Annotated in this window: 14 protein-coding genes and 1 pseudogene; 4 read left to right on the top strand and 11 right to left on the bottom strand. The window is 65.3% G+C overall.

All coding sequences use genetic code 11. From position 1 onward, the window contains the following. Positions 1–169: 169 nt before the first annotated feature. Positions 170–1,151: pseudogene (locus V6M49_RS07035) on the top strand (glycogen debranching N-terminal domain-containing protein); the annotation flags it as partial. Between the two features lie 188 nt (positions 1,152–1,339). On the opposite strand, the gene V6M49_RS07030 reads toward V6M49_RS07035, so the two are convergent. The 8 genes from V6M49_RS07030 to V6M49_RS06995 form a co-directional block, all read right to left on the bottom strand. Further along, entirely contained in the window at positions 1,340–2,137 is a 798-nt protein-coding gene (locus V6M49_RS07030; RefSeq protein WP_141141767.1) for a GOLPH3/VPS74 family protein, read from the bottom strand. A 76-nt stretch (positions 2,138–2,213) separates the two neighbouring features. Next, entirely contained in the window at positions 2,214–2,900 is a 687-nt protein-coding gene (locus V6M49_RS07025; protein ID WP_332760669.1) for a hypothetical protein, read from the bottom strand. Further along, complete coding sequence (locus V6M49_RS07020; RefSeq protein ID WP_332760668.1) at positions 2,897–5,062, bottom strand: heparinase II/III domain-containing protein; 2,166 nt, start codon at positions 5,060–5,062, stop codon at positions 2,897–2,899. Before V6M49_RS07020 ends, V6M49_RS07025 begins: the two co-directional genes overlap by 4 nt. After that, a complete protein-coding gene (locus V6M49_RS07015; protein WP_332760667.1) occupies positions 5,062–6,993 on the bottom strand; it encodes a heparinase II/III domain-containing protein in 1,932 nt (643 codons plus the stop codon). Before V6M49_RS07015 ends, V6M49_RS07020 begins: the two co-directional genes overlap by 1 nt. Then, positions 6,990–7,757 (bottom strand): SDR family NAD(P)-dependent oxidoreductase, encoded by a 768-nt coding sequence (locus tag V6M49_RS07010; protein ID WP_246848629.1) that lies wholly within the window; start codon positions 7,755–7,757, stop codon positions 6,990–6,992. The genes V6M49_RS07015 and V6M49_RS07010 overlap by 4 nt, the downstream gene beginning before the upstream one ends. Before the next feature lie 17 nt (positions 7,758–7,774). Further along, the gene (locus tag V6M49_RS07005; protein WP_332760666.1) at positions 7,775–8,722 is read right to left on the bottom strand and encodes a carbohydrate ABC transporter permease; all 948 of its coding nucleotides are present in this window, start codon (positions 8,720–8,722) and stop codon (positions 7,775–7,777) included. Continuing rightward, positions 8,709–9,650, bottom strand: a complete 942-nt coding sequence (locus V6M49_RS07000) for a carbohydrate ABC transporter permease (protein ID WP_332760665.1) — start codon at positions 9,648–9,650, stop codon at positions 8,709–8,711. Before V6M49_RS07000 ends, V6M49_RS07005 begins: the two co-directional genes overlap by 14 nt. Next, positions 9,647–10,942 (bottom strand): ABC transporter substrate-binding protein, encoded by a 1,296-nt coding sequence (locus V6M49_RS06995; RefSeq protein ID WP_141141773.1) that lies wholly within the window; start codon positions 10,940–10,942, stop codon positions 9,647–9,649. Before V6M49_RS06995 ends, V6M49_RS07000 begins: the two co-directional genes overlap by 4 nt. Before the next feature lie 247 nt (positions 10,943–11,189). Here V6M49_RS06995 and V6M49_RS06990 point away from each other — a divergent pair, with 247 nt between their 5' ends. Genes V6M49_RS06990 through V6M49_RS06980 form a run of 3 tightly spaced genes read left to right on the top strand, consistent with a single transcriptional unit; the run spans position 11,190 to position 14,105 of the window. Continuing rightward, positions 11,190–11,930, top strand: a complete 741-nt coding sequence (locus V6M49_RS06990) for an IclR family transcriptional regulator (protein WP_332760664.1) — start codon at positions 11,190–11,192, stop codon at positions 11,928–11,930. A 1-nt stretch (position 11,931) separates the two neighbouring features. Continuing rightward, positions 11,932–12,906 (top strand): acetylxylan esterase, encoded by a 975-nt coding sequence (locus V6M49_RS06985; protein ID WP_141141775.1) that lies wholly within the window; start codon positions 11,932–11,934, stop codon positions 12,904–12,906. An 8-nt stretch (positions 12,907–12,914) separates the two neighbouring features. Further along, on the top strand, positions 12,915–14,105 hold the full coding sequence (locus tag V6M49_RS06980) for an MFS transporter (RefSeq protein ID WP_332760663.1): 1,191 nt from the start codon (positions 12,915–12,917) through the stop codon (positions 14,103–14,105). A gap of 318 nt (positions 14,106–14,423) precedes the next feature. On the opposite strand, the gene V6M49_RS06975 is transcribed toward V6M49_RS06980, so the two are convergent. The 3 genes from V6M49_RS06975 to V6M49_RS06965 form a co-directional block, all read right to left on the bottom strand. Further along, positions 14,424–14,951 (bottom strand): YbhB/YbcL family Raf kinase inhibitor-like protein, encoded by a 528-nt coding sequence (locus V6M49_RS06975; protein ID WP_332760662.1) that lies wholly within the window; start codon positions 14,949–14,951, stop codon positions 14,424–14,426. Between the two features lie 68 nt (positions 14,952–15,019). After that, positions 15,020–15,160, bottom strand: coding sequence for a MerR family DNA-binding transcriptional regulator (locus V6M49_RS06970; RefSeq protein WP_332760661.1), 141 nt, complete (start codon positions 15,158–15,160; stop codon positions 15,020–15,022). A 15-nt stretch (positions 15,161–15,175) separates the two neighbouring features. Continuing rightward, the gene (locus tag V6M49_RS06965; protein ID WP_141141777.1) at positions 15,176–15,967 is read right to left on the bottom strand and encodes an alpha/beta fold hydrolase; all 792 of its coding nucleotides are present in this window, start codon (positions 15,965–15,967) and stop codon (positions 15,176–15,178) included. Positions 15,968–16,691 lie beyond the last annotated feature (724 nt).

Raw genomic sequence — 16,691 nt, 5'->3', positions numbered from 1 at the left:
GGGTCACTTGTGGCCCAATAACGGGCACATATCGGGCCAAAAGTGACCCCGCGTTGGGCTTACGTTGGAGAGCCAGCAAGGGTAGCGTCGTTGGGAGAAACGGGGGTGCCGGCAGCCGTGGGACTTACAGGCAAACGGCACCCTTGCTAGGTTCTTGGAGGTGGCCACGGTGGCTGGGTGGAATGCTGACACGGCGGCCGGCCCGCTGGGGGCCGGGTCGGTCACGTTGGTCGAGGGATCGTCCTTCTGCATTTCTTTGCCGAACGGGGACATCAATGCCGACCATCCGCATGGTCTTTTCGTGCAGGATGCCCGCATCCTCTCGGGCTGGAGTCTGACCGTTGATGGCCAGCCGCTTGAACCTTTGGCGGCGGAGACGAAGGAGCCGTACCGGGCGCTGTTTGTCGGGCGGGTTCCCCGCTCTGACGGCTACGCCGACAGCCCGCTGATCGCGGAGCGCCTGCGGGAAGTGGGGGCAGGCATCCAGGAGCAGGTCACCGTTCGCAACTACTCCCTGGAGCCGGCCGAATGCGTAATCGCCCTGAAGGTCGAGGCCGACTTCGCGGACCTCTTCGAGGTGAAAGAGGCACGGATCCAGCGGCGCTGGGACGAAACGCGCCAGGCCGACGGCGGCACGCTCACCATCCGCGCCGTCTGGCAGGACGTCCGGAAGGGCGTCGCCATCCAGGCACGCGTAGCAGACATAACGCCGGAAGCCCTCACCTACAAGGTGACCATCCCGCCGCACGGCCACTGGAGCACCGTCCTGACCGTGGTGCCCAGCACCGAGGGAGAGAGCCCCGCGGCGGCATTCGTCCATCCCGACGCGAACGGATTGTCGCCCCGGGACCTGCGCCGGCAGGAATGGGTGGCGAAGATTCCGGTGCTCCAGATGGGAAACCGGTCCATCGAACGGACCCTGCGGCGCAGCTACGACGATCTAGGTGCCCTTCGGATCGAGGACCCCAATCATCCGGAACGTGTCGTGGTGGCCGCCGGCGCACCCTGGTTCATGACACTGTTCGGCCGCGACTCGCTGTGGGCTTCAGTCATGGCGATGCCGGTTGACCCGTCCCTGGCCCTTGGCACGCTGCAGACCCTGGCAGGAACCGGGCAAGATCCTCCACGAAGTCCGGCTGGAGACGTCGAGCTGTTCTGCGGGTTCAGCCGGGAGCAGCTCGCCGGATCACCATCGACATTGCCGATTCCGTCCCTTCCGTCCAGGGACTGCCGGAAGGGATGGCGTTCCACCGCGGGCACCGTCCGTGGATGAGTGAACTCGTAGCGCAGGCCGATCAGCGCCGCACGGAAGCGCGGCGCCACCGCGCCTAGCGATTTATCACAAGTTCGCGGCTTCTTGCTCCGCGAGCCGGATCATACGAAGTTCGTCCTCCACCGCGCGGGACGGCCAATAGTCCTTCGACAGCTCAGTTGCCCGGGTCAGATCTGCCGCCGGGAAGAGCTTGCCCAGCATTCCGGCCGCCTGAAGCAGGGCGATCAGCACTATGGTCCTGGCATCGGGCGCCTTCGAATCAGGCTTGGCATCAGTCGCCCCGGCAGCTGGCTTCGTGGCCTCGGACGCCCCCGCATCGGACGCGGCATCACTGGTCCCCGCATCAGAGCCGGCATCGGTCGCCGTGGTATCGGTCGCCGTCGTATCCGGCGGCTCAAGATCGGACGGCGGGCCGCTGAGTGCGGCCTGGATCTTTTCCAGGAGCGCCGCCTCCGGAGCGTGGTCCTTCTCCGGGTACCGCGCGGCCCGGAACCGGCCCAGGTGCTTTTCGCCGACATGTTCCACGATGCCCAGTGACGCCATGCCCTCGTAGACACGCTGCACTACGGCGCGGCCCTCCAGCATGCCCACCCAACCCTTGGGGCTGTGGGGCCGGGATTTGCCGCGGATGACTTCGAGCTCGCGCTGGAAGTCTGTTTGCGGGGCGTCGCCGGTGGCCCTGACGCGCTTCCCCTGCAGCTCGATCGCACCGATCAGGTCCAGCTCGGCCAGTATTGCCCCTGCCACAGTGGTCCTGAGTGCGAACACCGGCACTTCGGGTTTGCCGTTCATGTCGTTCGTTGCCAGCAGAAGGAAGGCCTGGGGAAGGTTCAGCTCCGCGGCCTTCGGTGTTTCAGCGTCCATACGAACATGGTGGCCCTATTGGGCGCCCACCACAATGAGGATTTACAAGCGGACAACGGCGCCCTCTGCCCACGTCCTATTTGGGGACGGGAACGGACGACGGCGGGACGTCCCGCCGTCGTACGCTTGCGTTGGGTGCCGCTGGCCGTCGCGCGGTGAGCACCGCGTTGATGAACCAGACGGGCAGCGTGAGTCCACAGGCAACCGTCAGAGGCGGCAACACCATGACAGGCACACACGCCACACCGACCGCTACAGCCAGCAGCGACCGCCCCGGACGGCGCAGTGCGGCGCTCACGGCCGACTTCACCATGACGCCGGCCGTGAGAACGTCGTTGTCCGGTTCGCTGGCCAGCACGATGTAGTTCACGGTGAACGCCAGCACGGCCAGGAGTATGGGCAGCTGGGCCCCGAGCAGGACGACACTCATGGGCGTCGGGTGGCCGGCAAGCCACAGCATATTCGCCGTAACCACTCCAAAAGCCAGGGGAATGCCGGCGGCGGCCGGCAGGTCCCTGCGCCAGGACGTTCGCACGGAGCGGACCACACCGAGGAAGGCCTCGTCGTCAGTGTGGCCGATGGACCGCAGCACCCGGGTGGCCCCGACAAGCCCGGAAAGCCACGTCACGACGGGGAGCAAAAAGAGAATGGCCGCGATGTTGGCCAGGAACAGGCTGGAGGGATAGCGCAGGAGTCCCAGGGACGCTGCTGCCAGGCCCTCCGGCCTCGATCCGCCAGGCCCAGACCCGGTAAGTGTCGTCATTCCCCCGCCATTCCTATCTCGCCGTCGGCACTCCACCGGAGGCTCAGCACCCTGCCGGCGTCGCCGGATCCCTGACTGAAAGCGGACAGATCCACCTTACGGCCGTGAATCTCCAGATGACTGGCACCATATGCCACGAGTCCGCCTCCGGATTCGTCTTCGAAAGCCACCGCTGATTCCGCGGCCAACGTCAGGGGCCCGGCAGATCTGGAAGCCCCGTCGTCGGCCGGCGGAAAGAACCACGTGCTGCGGCGGCCCGCGCCGGGACGGCCGGCAAGCCGCGGCTGTCCCGCACTGTCCCCGGCGAGGCTGAAAACGCCGTTCCCGGCGTCCGGCCGGATGGCTGCCATGTCGCCGTGCGGGTCGGTGCGCGGCTGAAGGATCCGCGTAAACCGGGCCTGCTTAACTGGGCCAGCGTCGGATCTGAGGCGCTGCATGGTCTTGGTGATGCTCAGCGACGGCGTGCTGGATGTGGGGTTGGCGCTCACCTCGACACTTTCCGTCCCCGTCGTCGTCCCCGCGTCGAAAATATCGATAGTCAGGGACCCGAAGCCTTTGCGCACGGTCCACCGTTGCGGTGTTTCCTGTGTGGCCGGTACATCGGAGTGCAACAGCCAACTCCACTCACGTGGTGCGCTGGCCTCGAGCCGGTCATCAATGACGAGTTCCCCGCCCGGACCAACCAGCAGCGTGCGCAGCATTGTCTGAACCCCGAGTTCCGGCGGATAGCAGGGGGCCGTATCGACGATGAGCAGTCCCAGCGCTCCGGTGCCCGCTACTCCTGCGGCGCAGGCATGCAGCACTGGGGCCGCGACTTCGGGCAGGTTCTTCCACACGCTGTAGCTGCCTTCACCGCGCATCCCGCGCCCGTCAACGAGAACGACGTTGTGGTGTCCGGACAGCTTCCGGCTGCTGTAGCCCTCATCGATGGCGAGGTATTCCCCGCCGCCAATCACCACAAACGCACCCATGTCGGGGTGCGAGTGTCCGTCGCTCGCCGCCTGCCACTTGCCGGATGCTGCCAGAATGTGGCCTTCCCGCCAGGAACCGTGCCCGCTTCCGGGCGAGGCTTTGACCGAGACCATGTTTGCATCATCGCGCCACGATGTCCGGGTGGCCAGCAGTCCCAAGTCAGCAAAGCTGCGCCCCGTTGGCAATGCCGCGGGCGATACCGGTTCAATCGTCTCGTTGAACCAGAGGAACTCAAGGTAGGCCTCCGGCATCACCCCGGGACGTACGCCGCTTTCGTAGGCTTCGCGCCAGAAATACTGATCGGCAACCCGGTTGGCCAGCCACTGGGCCTCGCCGATGCCATATTCGCTGGCGAGCTTGTAGTACAGCGCCACACTGTGACCGCTGCGCCGGTCGTGGCAGTCGCCGTGATCGATAATCGTTTCAAAGCCAGGGGCGGCCTGGTGCAGCCGGTACCAGAATGTCTGGCGCAGAAAGTCAAAGTCCTTGAACGCATTGTGGCCTTCCGGGTCGCCTGCCGTCAGCATGAGATCAGCATGTGCGGCCAGCCACGGGACGCCGTATCTCCAGTAGACGACCCCTTCGCCGTCGGCGCCATCGGCCGGCAGCCGGCGCCGCAGTTCGCGTGCGTTGGCGGCCGCCGCCGCGGTCCAGTCCCCCGACCCCGGGTGGCCGGGCAGTGCATAACCAACGGCGGCCAGGCCCGAATAGCAGATCCAGTTGTGGTTTTGCCAGTACGCGTCGGCCCACCAGGCGCCGCGGTTTTCCTCGATGTATTGATGGAGGCGCTCCGCCTGCAGCGCCAGCTTGGCCTGCAGCATGCTGTGCTCCTCAGCCGGGAGCAGATGGCCCACCCAGTTCTCCACCAACGCCAGTCCGAAGCAGAGCCACCCGGCGTCGAGGTCGGTATCGGGCATGTGTTCCTTGCCCCAGTGCGGCAGGGCGCAGGTGGCCCGCAGCCAGCGGCGGAGTTCCGTCAGGTACCAGGGCTGGCCGGTGAGCAGATGGGCAAGCGCCAAATTGGGGGCGCCCGCCCCCAGCCAGGTGATGCTGGCCGAGGGATGCTGTTCCGGCAGCACCTGCCGGGCGGACCATTCACATTGCTCATGGAGCCGTCGGAACTGCGAGCGGTGTGACGTTGTGACGGCGCTGCGGAGCGCCTCAAGCCTGTCGCCGATCAGGAGGCTCATCAGTGGGCCGCGTAGGTGTAGGTGCGGCCGGAAACGGTCACGATGATTCGGCCGTCCTGAACGTCCAGTCCGGCTGCCGGATCGGCGGCGGAGTACAGGGACGCGAACCGCGTGAGGGGGTTTCCGGCCAGCCCGGCGTCCAGCGTCCAGTCTGCGCCTGAACGCCAGAGATGAGGGCGGTCCGCCGGTGCCCGCACGGGCACCGAGCGGAGGCCGAAGGGCCCTTGCGGAGTATGCGGGAGCAGGTGGGTCCCGAAGAGGAGTTCTGAGCCCTCGCCCCAGGTGCTCCGCCACTGCAGAGGGTCCCCGGGCACGGGCCGCACCGCGAAATCCACGTCCGGCCTGAATCCCAGGCTGATCTCGCCGGAGGGCGTGTCGGCACCGTGGTCCGCTTCCACATCGAAGATGTCGATGAGGTGGTCCGGCGCCATGATCACCCGCCGGCGCAGGAGCACGCCCGGGTACGCTCCCCGGGTTTCCGCCGCGAGGAAGGCTGTCCCGCCGTCCATCCGGGTGTCGAGCAGTTTTCCGGAACACTCAGCCTGTTCCCCGTTGCCGATCCGCACGGTGGGATGGGACCGGACACCTGCGTACGGGTAGCGCAGGAATGAACCGTACGGCGGCGCCCCGGGATCCGGCTGCCACCAGACACCCCGGCCATAGAAGTAGAGTGCCAGTTTGTCGAAGTGCCCGTGCGATCCGCCGTGCGGTCCGAAATCGAGAATGGCGCTGAACCCCGTTCCGCCCTGGCGCACGATTCCGAAGCCGGCGTCGGGAAAGACGGAAAGGCCGACGGCGTCCTCGGGTTGTGCAGGTTCCGCCGGGCCCGCTGCGGCACCGGTCTGCGTGCCGGGTCCGGACTCACTGCGGCCGGCCACGCCGTCGCCGGCTCCCCCAATCCAGCCGCGGATCATGGCCACCGTCTCCCGCGCCTCCGAGCCCAGGCGGGCCGCAGCTGCATCGCGGATGGCGGCGGTCTGCGCTACGAGGTCCGGGAACAGCTGACCGGCGAGCTCCATCGTTTCCAGGTACTCAAGATCCTGCGCCCGGCGGGCCACTGGGCTGTCATGGATGGCCGGCACGGTGCCATCGGCGGTGCTGATGGCGGTGAGTGCGCCGATCATGGCCCGCAGCGTCTGCTGTGTCTCCTCCGGGATTTCGGCTGCGGACCATCCCCGCAGTGACAGGAGGGAGGCCCTCAGAACGAACATGTGATAGTACGGTGCGCCTTCCCATTCCCATCCGTCCGGGAGGATTGCGGCCTGAAGGTGCCGGGCCAGGCCGACGGGGCCGGTCATCAAATCCCCGCGCGTATCAAGGTCCCCGTCCAGGGCGGCCAGGGCGCCGCTGGCCAGGCGTTCCGCGGCGGTCAGCCAGGCGGTGTAGTTGCTCTTCAGCTTTCCGGCGTCGATGAGTTCGGCACGCCCGGCCCGGACTGTTTCGAGGATGGCAGCCAGGAGGCTGCGGGCATCGTCTTCGGCGGGGCCCCAGTCAAGATCCGGAAGCTGTTCGCACAATGCCCAGATGCCGTCAGCCACGGCCACACCCCAGATGGCCTCGGTCAGTGCCTGGTGGAACAAGCGGCCGCGGACCATCCAGGGTTCGGCGTCTTCATTGGGTTTGTTCCCGACCGTGTCCAGCAGCGCACGGTATTGGGCGAGGGCCTCGAAGACATGTGCCGCGTCGCCGCGGTGACCGGCGAGCCGGATGCGGCGGGCAGCCTGCTGATGGCACATGACGGTCCAGGCGCCGGAATACGGTTCACCGGAGACCTCGCATCCCGCCGGGCAGCGGAAGGTCTGGGTTTCGCTGGTCGACTCACCCGGGAGCAGCTCGGCACCATGCACCGGGCAGGCAAAGTTGTGCCACCAACCGCCAGGCCGGTTGGGGATGGCCGGCCGTTCGTACGTGGTCTGCGGTGTGGCCGTCATTTGATCTTTTCTCCGCCGGTGACATCCCAGGTTTCCCCGGTGATGAACGAAGCCTTGGGGGAACTGAGGAACGTGACAACATTGGCGACGTCCTCGGCGGTACCGGAGCGGCCCAGTGGAATCCCGGAGGAAATCTTCCTCTGCGCCTCCGCACCCGTGAACGTGTCATGGAAAGCGGTATTGGCGATAAAGCCCGGTGCCACGGCATTGACCCGCACCCCCGCAGGCGCCAACTCCTTGGCCAGGGCACGGGCCAGGCCGTCAACGCCGGCCTTCGCCGCGGCGTAGGCGATGGCACCGGGACCGCCGCCGTTGTGCGCGGCCACGGAGGACATCAGGACGACGGAACCGCCGCTTTCCGCCAACAGGGGCGCTGCGGCCTGGACGGTAAAAAAGGCGCTGCTCAGGTTGACGTCAATCACTTTGTGCCAGAATTCGGCGTCGATATCCGCCAGGGCGCGGCGGTCCACCAGGTGGCCGGCATTGGCAACCACGGTGTCCAGGCCGCCCAGCTCGTCCCTTGCGGCGCGCAGTAGATCGTCCACATCCTGTTGGATTGTCAGGTCGGCACGCACCGCGACGGCGTTCCGCCCCAGGGCCTGGATCTCGGCAACGGTATCCTGAGCATCATCCTTGCTCGTGTTGTAGTGCACAACGACGTCGGCGCCGGACTTTGCGAGGGACAGCGCGCAGGCGCGGCCAATACCGTGGCCGGCCCCAGTGACGAGGGCACGCGTGGGAAGGGCGGGGGAAGTCAAAGACAAGGTGTTCTCCTGTTTCATTATTTGATGCCTGCGTGGGTGAATCCGTCGACGAAATAGCGCTGGCCCAGCAGGAAGAGCGCCACCATCGGGAGCGTGGCCAGGGCAGTCCCGGCCATCAGCAGCGACCATTGGGTGGTGTTTTCGTTCTGGAAGACCGACAGGCCTACCTGGATGACGCGCAAGTTGTCCGAGGATGTGACCAGCAGCGGCCACAGGAAGTTGTTCCAGGAGGACTCAAACGTCAGCAGCGCCACGGTGGCAATGGCCGGTTTGATCTGCGGGGTGATGATCCTGGCATAGATGCCGAATTCGCTGACGCCATCCAGGCGGGCTGCTTCGGCCAGCTCAACGGGAACGGTGGCGTAGAACTGGCGGAACAGGAACACTGCAAAAGGTGTCACCGCGCCCGGAATTATCAACGCCCACCAGGAATCCAGCCAGCCAATGCCGCCCTGCCCGAACGCGTCGTTGCCCCCGAAGAACGGCATGAACCGCACGATCAGGAACTCCGGGACGATCTTCGTGTAAGTCGGGATCATCAGGGCGGCGATGAACGCTCCCATAATCAGGGTTGATCCACGGAATTTGAGTCTGGCCAGCGCGTATCCGGCCATCGAGGCCATCACCACGTTGAGCACTGTGTGGCTGATGGCGATGATGAAGCTGTTGCGCGCATACGTGGCGAAGGGGGCGGCCTTCAGCGCATCGGAGTAGTTGCTCCACTGGAGTTCTCCGGGAATCAGCGGCGGATTGGCCATGCCCAGCTCACTCGGCGGCCGCAGCGAGGTAATGATCATCCACAGGAACGGGACCAGCATGACGAACGCAATGGCGATCAGCGCCAGGCACAGCAGACCGCGCCGGAACCGGGTCTTTCGTTTGTGGTCCACCAGGGTGGCTGCCCCCGGGGCTGCGGTACGCCCGGTGTGTTGCGGCGCTCGCTTTGGAGCCTTAACTATCGTCATTGGATCCTCCCATCAGGCGGCGGTTGATCAGCGTCAGGACGATCAGGAAGACGAACAGCACCAGGGACTGCGCACAGGCCAGGCCCATCCTGAACTGCTGGAACGCTGACTTGTAGATCTCGTAGGTAATCAGGGTGGTGGAGTTGGCGGGGCCGCCCTGGGTCAGGATGTACACCTGGTCGAAAGCCTGGAACGCGCCGATGATCGAGGTCACCAGGACGAAGAAGGTGGCGGGTTTGAGCATCGGCACGGTGATCTGCATGAACTTCTGCACCGCGGTGGCGCCGTCAATGGAGGCGGCTTCGAACACATCCTTCGGCAAGCCCTGCAGGGCGGCCAAGTAGATCAGCATCTTCAGCCCGATCCCCTGCCAGACACCCACGGCAATGATCGACGGCAGCGACCACGCGGTATCCGTCAGCCACGACACCTGGCCAATGCCGAAGAATCCGAGCAGCTGGTTGGCCAGGCCGCCGCGCGGGTTGTAGATCCAGAGCCACACCAGGGCGATGGCCACGGTGGCGGTGACCTGCGGAATGAAGATCGCCGTGCGGTACAGCATTTGCCCGCGGATGCCCTGGTTCAGCATCACGGCCAGGACCAGTGCGATGGCCATGGAGACCGGCACGGTGAAGAAGGCGTAGACGGCCGTGTTCCTCAGGCTGGTCATAAACACCGGATCGGTGAACAGATCTTCGAAATTGGCCAGGCCAATGAAGCGGGGAGCTGAGATGACGTCGTACTGGGTGAAACTGAGCACGATCGAGGCGAGCATCGGAAGGCCGATCCAGATGCCGGCGTGGAGGCTGGCCAGCAAGGCCATCCATACCCCTGCGCGTCGCTGGGATCGCAGCAGGCTGGACACCTTTTTCCGTGGCGGGGCGGACTGGGCTGCGGTATCCGGCGAGGCGGTGGCGACCGATGTCACTGGAGCCGGCCGATCGCGTCGTTGGCCGTATCTGCCAGCCGGTCCAGGGCTTCCTGGGCCGTTGCTTTCCCGGTGAGTGCTTCCTCAACGGCTGCCTTGATGGTGTCCCGGATCTCCATCCACGCCGGCGTGCCGCCTTCGCTGACCGACTTGTCCAAGTTGTCGACGGCAAACCGGACGAAGTCGTTGTTCTTGACGTAGTCGCTGGAGGCCAGCGCGCTGATCGCGGGAACGGAACCACGGTATTCACAGGTATGGAGGATGACCTCGGGGCTGGCCAGGTACCGCACAAAGGTCTGGGCGGCGTCGGGGTTCTTGGACCGCGCGGAGACCGAGGCCAGCGTCCCGCCCTGGAACATCGCCTCCGTGGTGTTCTTCAGGAGGAAGGTTCCGATCTTTCCTTCCTTGATGAGCTCCGGACTCTGCTGCTGGATGGTCATGAAGTGTGCGTTGTTGACCAGGGCCATCGCGGCGTTGCCTGTCTGCAGCTGCAGCGGCTTGCCCGCTTCGGAACGGAAGTCGAAGGCGGTGGATCCGTCCTTGATCAGCCCGGCCAGGAATTCAAGTGCCTCGACGCCTTCGCGCTGATTGAACAGGACCTTCCTGCCCGTCTCGTCAAAGAGCTTGCCGCCGTTGGCGAAAAGGGCGTACTCCCAGCCCTGGCGGAGGTCGATCGAGAAGGCGTCAATGCCTGCCCGTGATATCCGGCCGCCGCTGGAGCGGGTGAGCTCCTTGGCGATTCCGCGGAGCTCTTCCCAGTTCTGCGGCGGTGCAGTGATCCCGGCTTCCTCGAAAATGTCTTTCCGGTAGGCCACGAATCGTGTGTCGAGCACGGCGGGCAGGGCGTAAAGCTTGCCCTCGTGCCTGGAAGGATCGAGCACCCGCGGGTGGAAGCCCTGGCCGTCGGCGAATTCCGCCGGCAGCTCGGCCAGCACGCCCTTGGCGGCGAAGGGCGGAATCCATCCCACGCCGAGCATCAGGACGTCGGCCACGGTTCCGCCGGCCAGTCCGGTGGTCAGCTTTTCGTTCAGGGCCGAGTAATTCACGTAGTCGACCTTGAAGCTCACATCCGGGTGGGTTTTCTGGAAGGCGGGGATGAGTTTCTGCTCCAGCAGTGCCTTGCCGGCGGCGCCTTCGAAGATCGGGGTAAGCAGCGAAACCTGGCCGGACAGTTTGCCGGTGGCCACAGTGGCCGGCCCTGATCCCGCTGTTGGCCCGGAACAGGCGGCGGCCGACAGGGCTACCGAGCTGATTCCCACGGCTGAAAGAAATGAGCGGCGTGTCAGCGTCATTACTGAACCTTTCTTATCAAGCGTCATGTCGAGAGGGGTTCGATCTGAATCGGTGAACTCTTGGCGTCACGGACAGTTGTCAGGATGCCGAGTCATTCAGTATGCTGAATGGCAATCACATATAGAACTCTACATTCACGGATAGCACTGTCAACCCGTATGATGAATGAAATATCGAAACTTGGGCCGAGGAGCTGAACCAGGAATGGCCATCGATGAAGTGACAAAGGCGTCTCCAGGAGCCGCCGTGAAGTCAGCGGACCGGACGTTGTCGGTTCTGGAATATCTCGCGCAGAACAGCCATGCCGGCCTGCCGGAAATGGCCAATGCCCTGAACATCCCGAAGTCGAGCCTGCATGGCCTGCTGCGCACCATGACCGCACGCGGCTGGGTTGCCACCGAGGTCACCGGCACGAGGTTCTCGCTGGGGGTCCGCGCACTGCAGGTCGGCACGGCGTACGTCGAATCCGACAAAGTTGTCTCGCGCGCCCAGAACATCCTGGACTGGCTTTCCGACGAGCTGCACGAGACGGTCCACCTGGGCCGCCTGGACGGCAGCGACGTCGTGTATCTGGACAAGCGGGAATCGCAGCACCAGCTTCGTATGCACTCGGCCCTCGGCAAGAGGCTCCCGGCACATGCCGTTTCCCTGGGAAAAGCCGTCCTGGCGGAATACAGCCCCGGGGACGTCCGCGCACGTCTGGGGGAGAATCTCGTGGCACTCACCCAGCACACCATCACGGACATGGACCGGCTCCTTGAAGACCTGGCCCTGACGCATGAGCGCGGCTATTCGTTTGAACGGGAGGAGAACACCATCGGGACCGCCTGTTTCGCCATCGCGCTTCCGGGACCGGGCCCGATCGTTGACGCGGTCAGTGTTGCCCTCCCCCTGGTCCGGCTTGATAAGGAGCTGGAGGAAAAAGTGATTTCCTCGCTGCAGACCGCCCGTCAAAGTTATTCACCACCAAGCACATGGGGTCGCTAAAATGGCATTTTTTGATTGGCCGCAGGATCGCCTCGTTTCCTATCTTCCCGAACGCGAAGAGCAGCCGGACTTCGATGATTTCTGGCAGGCCACCCTTGACGAAGCAGCCAGCCACCCCCTGAATGCAACGTTCACGCCATGGTCCGGCGGCCTGGATACCGTTGACGTCTTCGATGTTGAGTTTTCGGGATTCCACGGCCAGCGCGTCAAGGCGTGGCTGTTGCTGCCCAGGCACCGCAGCGGCAGGCTTCCCGGCCTGGTGCAGTACATCGGATACGGCGGCGGCCGTGGCATTCCCTACGAACGGCTGGCCTACAGCGCTGCCGGCTACGCCCATCTGGTGATGGACAACAGGGGCCAGGGCGGCGGCGGGAAGACCACCGCGGACACGCACGACCGAGAAGTTTCCGGGACCGCCCCCGCATCACCGGGTTACCTGACCAGGGGCATCGACGACCCGGCCAACCACTATTACCGCAGGCTCATCACGGACGCGGTCCGGGCCGTGGACGCCCTCGCGGCACACCCTGACGTCGACCCCAAGCGGATCGGCGTGGTGGGCGGCAGCCAGGGCGGAGGCCTGGCCCTGGCCGTCGGCGGCCTGCGCCAGGACCTTCGCGCGGTGGTGGCCGATGTGCCGTTCCTCTGCCACTACCGCCGGGCGAGCCAGGTCACCGACGCCGGACCCTATTGGGAAGTTGCCCGGTATCTGGCCGGCAACCGCTTCGAAGTCGAAAACGTCATCCGGACCCTGTCCTACTTCGACGGCGTGAACTTCGCGTCCCGCGCCACGGCACCAGGCTGGCTGTCGGTGGGCCTGATGGATAAAATCTGTCCGCCGTCCACGGTCTACGCCGCATTCAACCACTACGCGGCGGACAAAGACCTGGCCGTGTTCCCGTACAACGGCCACGAAGGCGGCGGAGACTACGGCCTTCCGCGAAAGCTCGCCGCCCTCGAGTCGTCGCTGCGGTAAGGCGTTTGGTGCCGCCTCCAGCGGACGGCATACCGGCGGGCACATCCAAGGCGTTGTGGGTGCTTTATGCGGACACCTTCATCATGGCCGTTGGCTTCTACATGCTCATCCCGCTGCTGGCCTTCCACCTCCTCGAAGACCTCTCGCTCACCATCGCGTTCGTCGGAGTTCTCACGGCAGTGCGGTCCGCGTCCCAGAACGGGCTTATGCCGCTGTCCGGCTGGATCGCCGACCGCATTGACTACAAGAAGGCCATCGCGGTGGGGGTGCTCGTACGCGCCGCTGGGTTCGCCTTGCTCGGGACCGTCGATTCGGTGCCGCTGCTGGTTGCCGCTTCCATCCTTTCCGGACTTGGCGGGGCACTGTTCCACCCGGCCAGCTACGCCGCGTACACCGCCCTCGCAGAAGGCAGGGACTCGGTGCGCGTTTATTCGACGCGCGAAATGATCTCCAACCTGGGGTTCGTCATCGGACCGATGATCGGCGGCCTCCTGGCCGGATTCGACTTCAAATGGGTCAGCCTGGGCGCCGCGCTGCTCTTTCTTGTCGCCTTCATTTTCACTGTCGCTGGGCTCCCCGCGGGACTTTCAGCGCGGAATCCTTCCGCGTCAGGCATCCGTGACGTGCTGTCAAACCGCGGGTTCCTTCGGTACTGTGCACTCGCCAGCGCCCTGTGGCTGCTCGCCTCGCAGCTCTACCTCATCGTTCCCATCCGGGCCGGAGATGTTCTCCCGGGACCCGTGGGCGTGGGACTCGTCTACACCGCCGCCGCTGTTCTTATGGTCGTCACGATGCTTCCCCTGACCGCTTTCGTAGCCCGCCGTTTATCCGCACGCGCCATTCTGGGCGCCGGCGCTCTGTCTCTTGGTGCCGGCATAGCCGTCATGGGGCTGTGGGGCACAACGGCGGGGCTGCTGGCCGGAGTCGGCCTCTTCACCGTCGGCCAAATGCTGTCGCAGCCCGTGACGAATGCAGTCGTCGCAGACTTTGCCCGCGGCGGATCCATCGCCTCGCACTTCGGCGTTTTTGGCCTGGCCCAGGCCGCGGGCAGCGTCGTCGGCAATCTGGTTGGCGGCCTCCTTTATACAATCGCCGGCGAGGCTTCCGCTGTCGCGCTCGTGCCCTGGTTCGTGTTTTTCGGCTGGGGAGGTCTCGTCGCTGTTGCGTTCTGGACCCGGGGTCCGCGTCCGGAGCAGTGAACGGACGACGGCGGGACGTCCCGCCGTCGTCCGCTTGCGTTGGGTGCCGCTCCCCTACAGCGCCGACCTGGGAATCACCAAGTACGACCGGAATCCGCAGCCCTACGAGGCGCGCGTGAATGTCCCCAGCCCGGTTCTGTCATAGAAGTCCAGGGTGACGCTTGGCGAGGAGCCGCTGCCTGCTCCTGCAAACAGTGCACCGGCCACGCCGTCAAAGTGGGTAAGCGTGGCGTAGAGGAAGAGCTCTTCGGCTCGGCGCAGCCGGAGGCTACCAGCCGCATCCGGCGCGAACTCGCAGGTCCGGCGATTTCGGCGGTCTCAGCGTTCGAAGATGGCCGTGATCATCCCGCGCCCCAGGGAGTGTGCGGACAGCTTCGATTCCAGCTTGGCGGGGCTGAATCCGGCGTCCAGCCCGAGGTGTTCCACATCCAGGGCGTAGACCGTGAAAACATACCGGTGCGGGCCGTGTCCGGGTGGCGGTGCGGCGCCCACGTAGCCGTGGAAACCGGCGTCGTTCTTCAACTGGATCGCGCCGGACGGAAGCTGGCGCACGCCTTCGGCACCGGCTCCGGCGGGCAGCGACGTGACGCCTGCGGGGATGTCCAGCATGGCCCAGTGCCAGAATCCGCCGCGGCCCGGGGCGTCCGGATCGAACGTTGTCACGGCGTAACTCATGGTGCCAGCCGGCGCGCCGCCCCAGCTCAGTTGAGGCGATTCGTCCTTGCCGCCGGCACGCATCTTGCCGCTGCGCTGTGCGGGCGGCAGGGTCTGGCCATCCTGGATGGACTCGCTGCTGAGGTGCAGGGAAGGGGAACCGTGGCGGGTATGGGAATCGTGGGGAGACATCTGTTGCCTTTCAGTTGCTGGCGGAGTCGGCATTCCTGAACTCTTCGCCGGCGTGGGCCGCGGCCGGATCAACCGCACGACGGCGCCGCGTCGTAGCTGCGGTATCCGGAGTGGTCGCGTTCGGGCTCGGCGAGCAGGCCGGTCTGGTGATAGTGCCGGACTGGCACCGTCACCCCGGCATAGGAAGCCAGTTGGCTGATTGTGAGCATGGGCTCCAGACCGCCTCAACCGGCGACGCCGCGGACCGCCTCGGCGATCGCGCGGAAGTCCTTGCGGAGGATCGCGCCGTGATTGCTCGCGACTTTGGCGTGAATCGTGATGTGCGGGTTGCGTTCGGCCACCGCGGGCACGCTGGCGCGGATCTTCTCCTGCTCATCCCCCTTGCTGCCGAACGACGTTCCGGATGCGAGGACATACCGGGTCGGGACGGTGATCCTGTCCATCACCGGACCGAGTTCCCGTTCACGCGCGAGCCTGCCGACTTCGATGTTGCATTGGGCCATCTCCAGGGCGGTCATTCGCGGCGTGAGTCCCGTCAGGCGGAGTGGCACCATCAGCCATTGCAGGCGACGGAAGACCCCTTGGATCCCTTGCACCATCTCATCGGTGAACCAGTCGTGCGGCTGTGCCCCATCGACCAGGACAGCGCCGATCGTCCGGTCCGGATTGCGGCTCGCCCAGTGCGCGGCGACGAAGGCGCCGTACGACCACCCGACCACCAGCGCTCGGTCGACACCTCGAGCCTCGAGCACGGCATCGACATCGCCGACGGCGGCCGCGAACGAATAATCCGCCGAACGTCCGGACTTGCGCCCACGGGCCCGCTCGTCGTAAGTGATGTGCCGCCAGTCTGGCCCGAGTTCGGCGATGACCCGCCGCCAGTAGCCCTGGGTCGCGAACTGGCCGTTGAGGTAGATCACCGGTGTCCCGGAGCCACCTGAATCGGTGACGGCCAGAGCAGTGTCGTCGACCAGTACCATGCCGGTCCATTTCGGGGTCGCGTTCGTGCTGATCATGGCGTCTCCGTTCCGTTCTGCAATGTGTGATCCAGCGTGCAGGGTTGACGCCGCGTCAGGGGCAAGCCTCCAGATGAGGGCTTTCTCATGCTCATCGCTGGTGTCGGCGTAGCGCTTGGCCTGTGGCAGGCTGTGCAAATGATCCACACCCCGGGCTTGTGGTCCCTGACGCATCTGGCACGGTCAACGTGCCGGGCTCACGAATGTGTGTAGATTCTGCATCCACTCCGCTACCTCCCTTGGTGTGCAGAGGAGTAGTAAGCAACAACGACATTAGTGCAGAGGAGTATTGAAAAACTAGTGCTCAACACCCGCCTGCACAACCGCGAAAACAGGCGGCCCGCAGTGCAGGCGAGTATGGAAAATGACACAGGTGCTGTCCCAGTGGGCGACTGAGGCAGCTGGGCAGGGTCACCTCGTTCCGCGCATCGCCGATCTGGAGGCCATCTCCGCGGCCAGGACCGTCGAAGCCCCGGGGGTGAGCAGGGAGGCCGTCCAGCCATGGTTGCCGACAATCCAGTGGCTGTTGAAACAAGCGGCTTTTGGCGTCGTGGACCCACACATCCAGCTCCCCGACGAATTGTCGCGTCCCGTGGGTCCAGCCCGTGCTCTCCAAGTCGTTCCACCCGACGAAAATTCAGCCGACGCGCCAGCGCCGCCGGTGATGGAAGTAAGCCTCGTGGCGGTCGTTTCCCCGGACACTGAACAACGGAAGCAGCCACGG

The organism is Pseudarthrobacter sp. (assembly GCF_036675385.1).
Taxonomy (GTDB): domain Bacteria; phylum Actinomycetota; class Actinomycetes; order Actinomycetales; family Micrococcaceae; genus Arthrobacter.
This window is presented reverse-complemented; position numbering and strand designations above follow the sequence as displayed.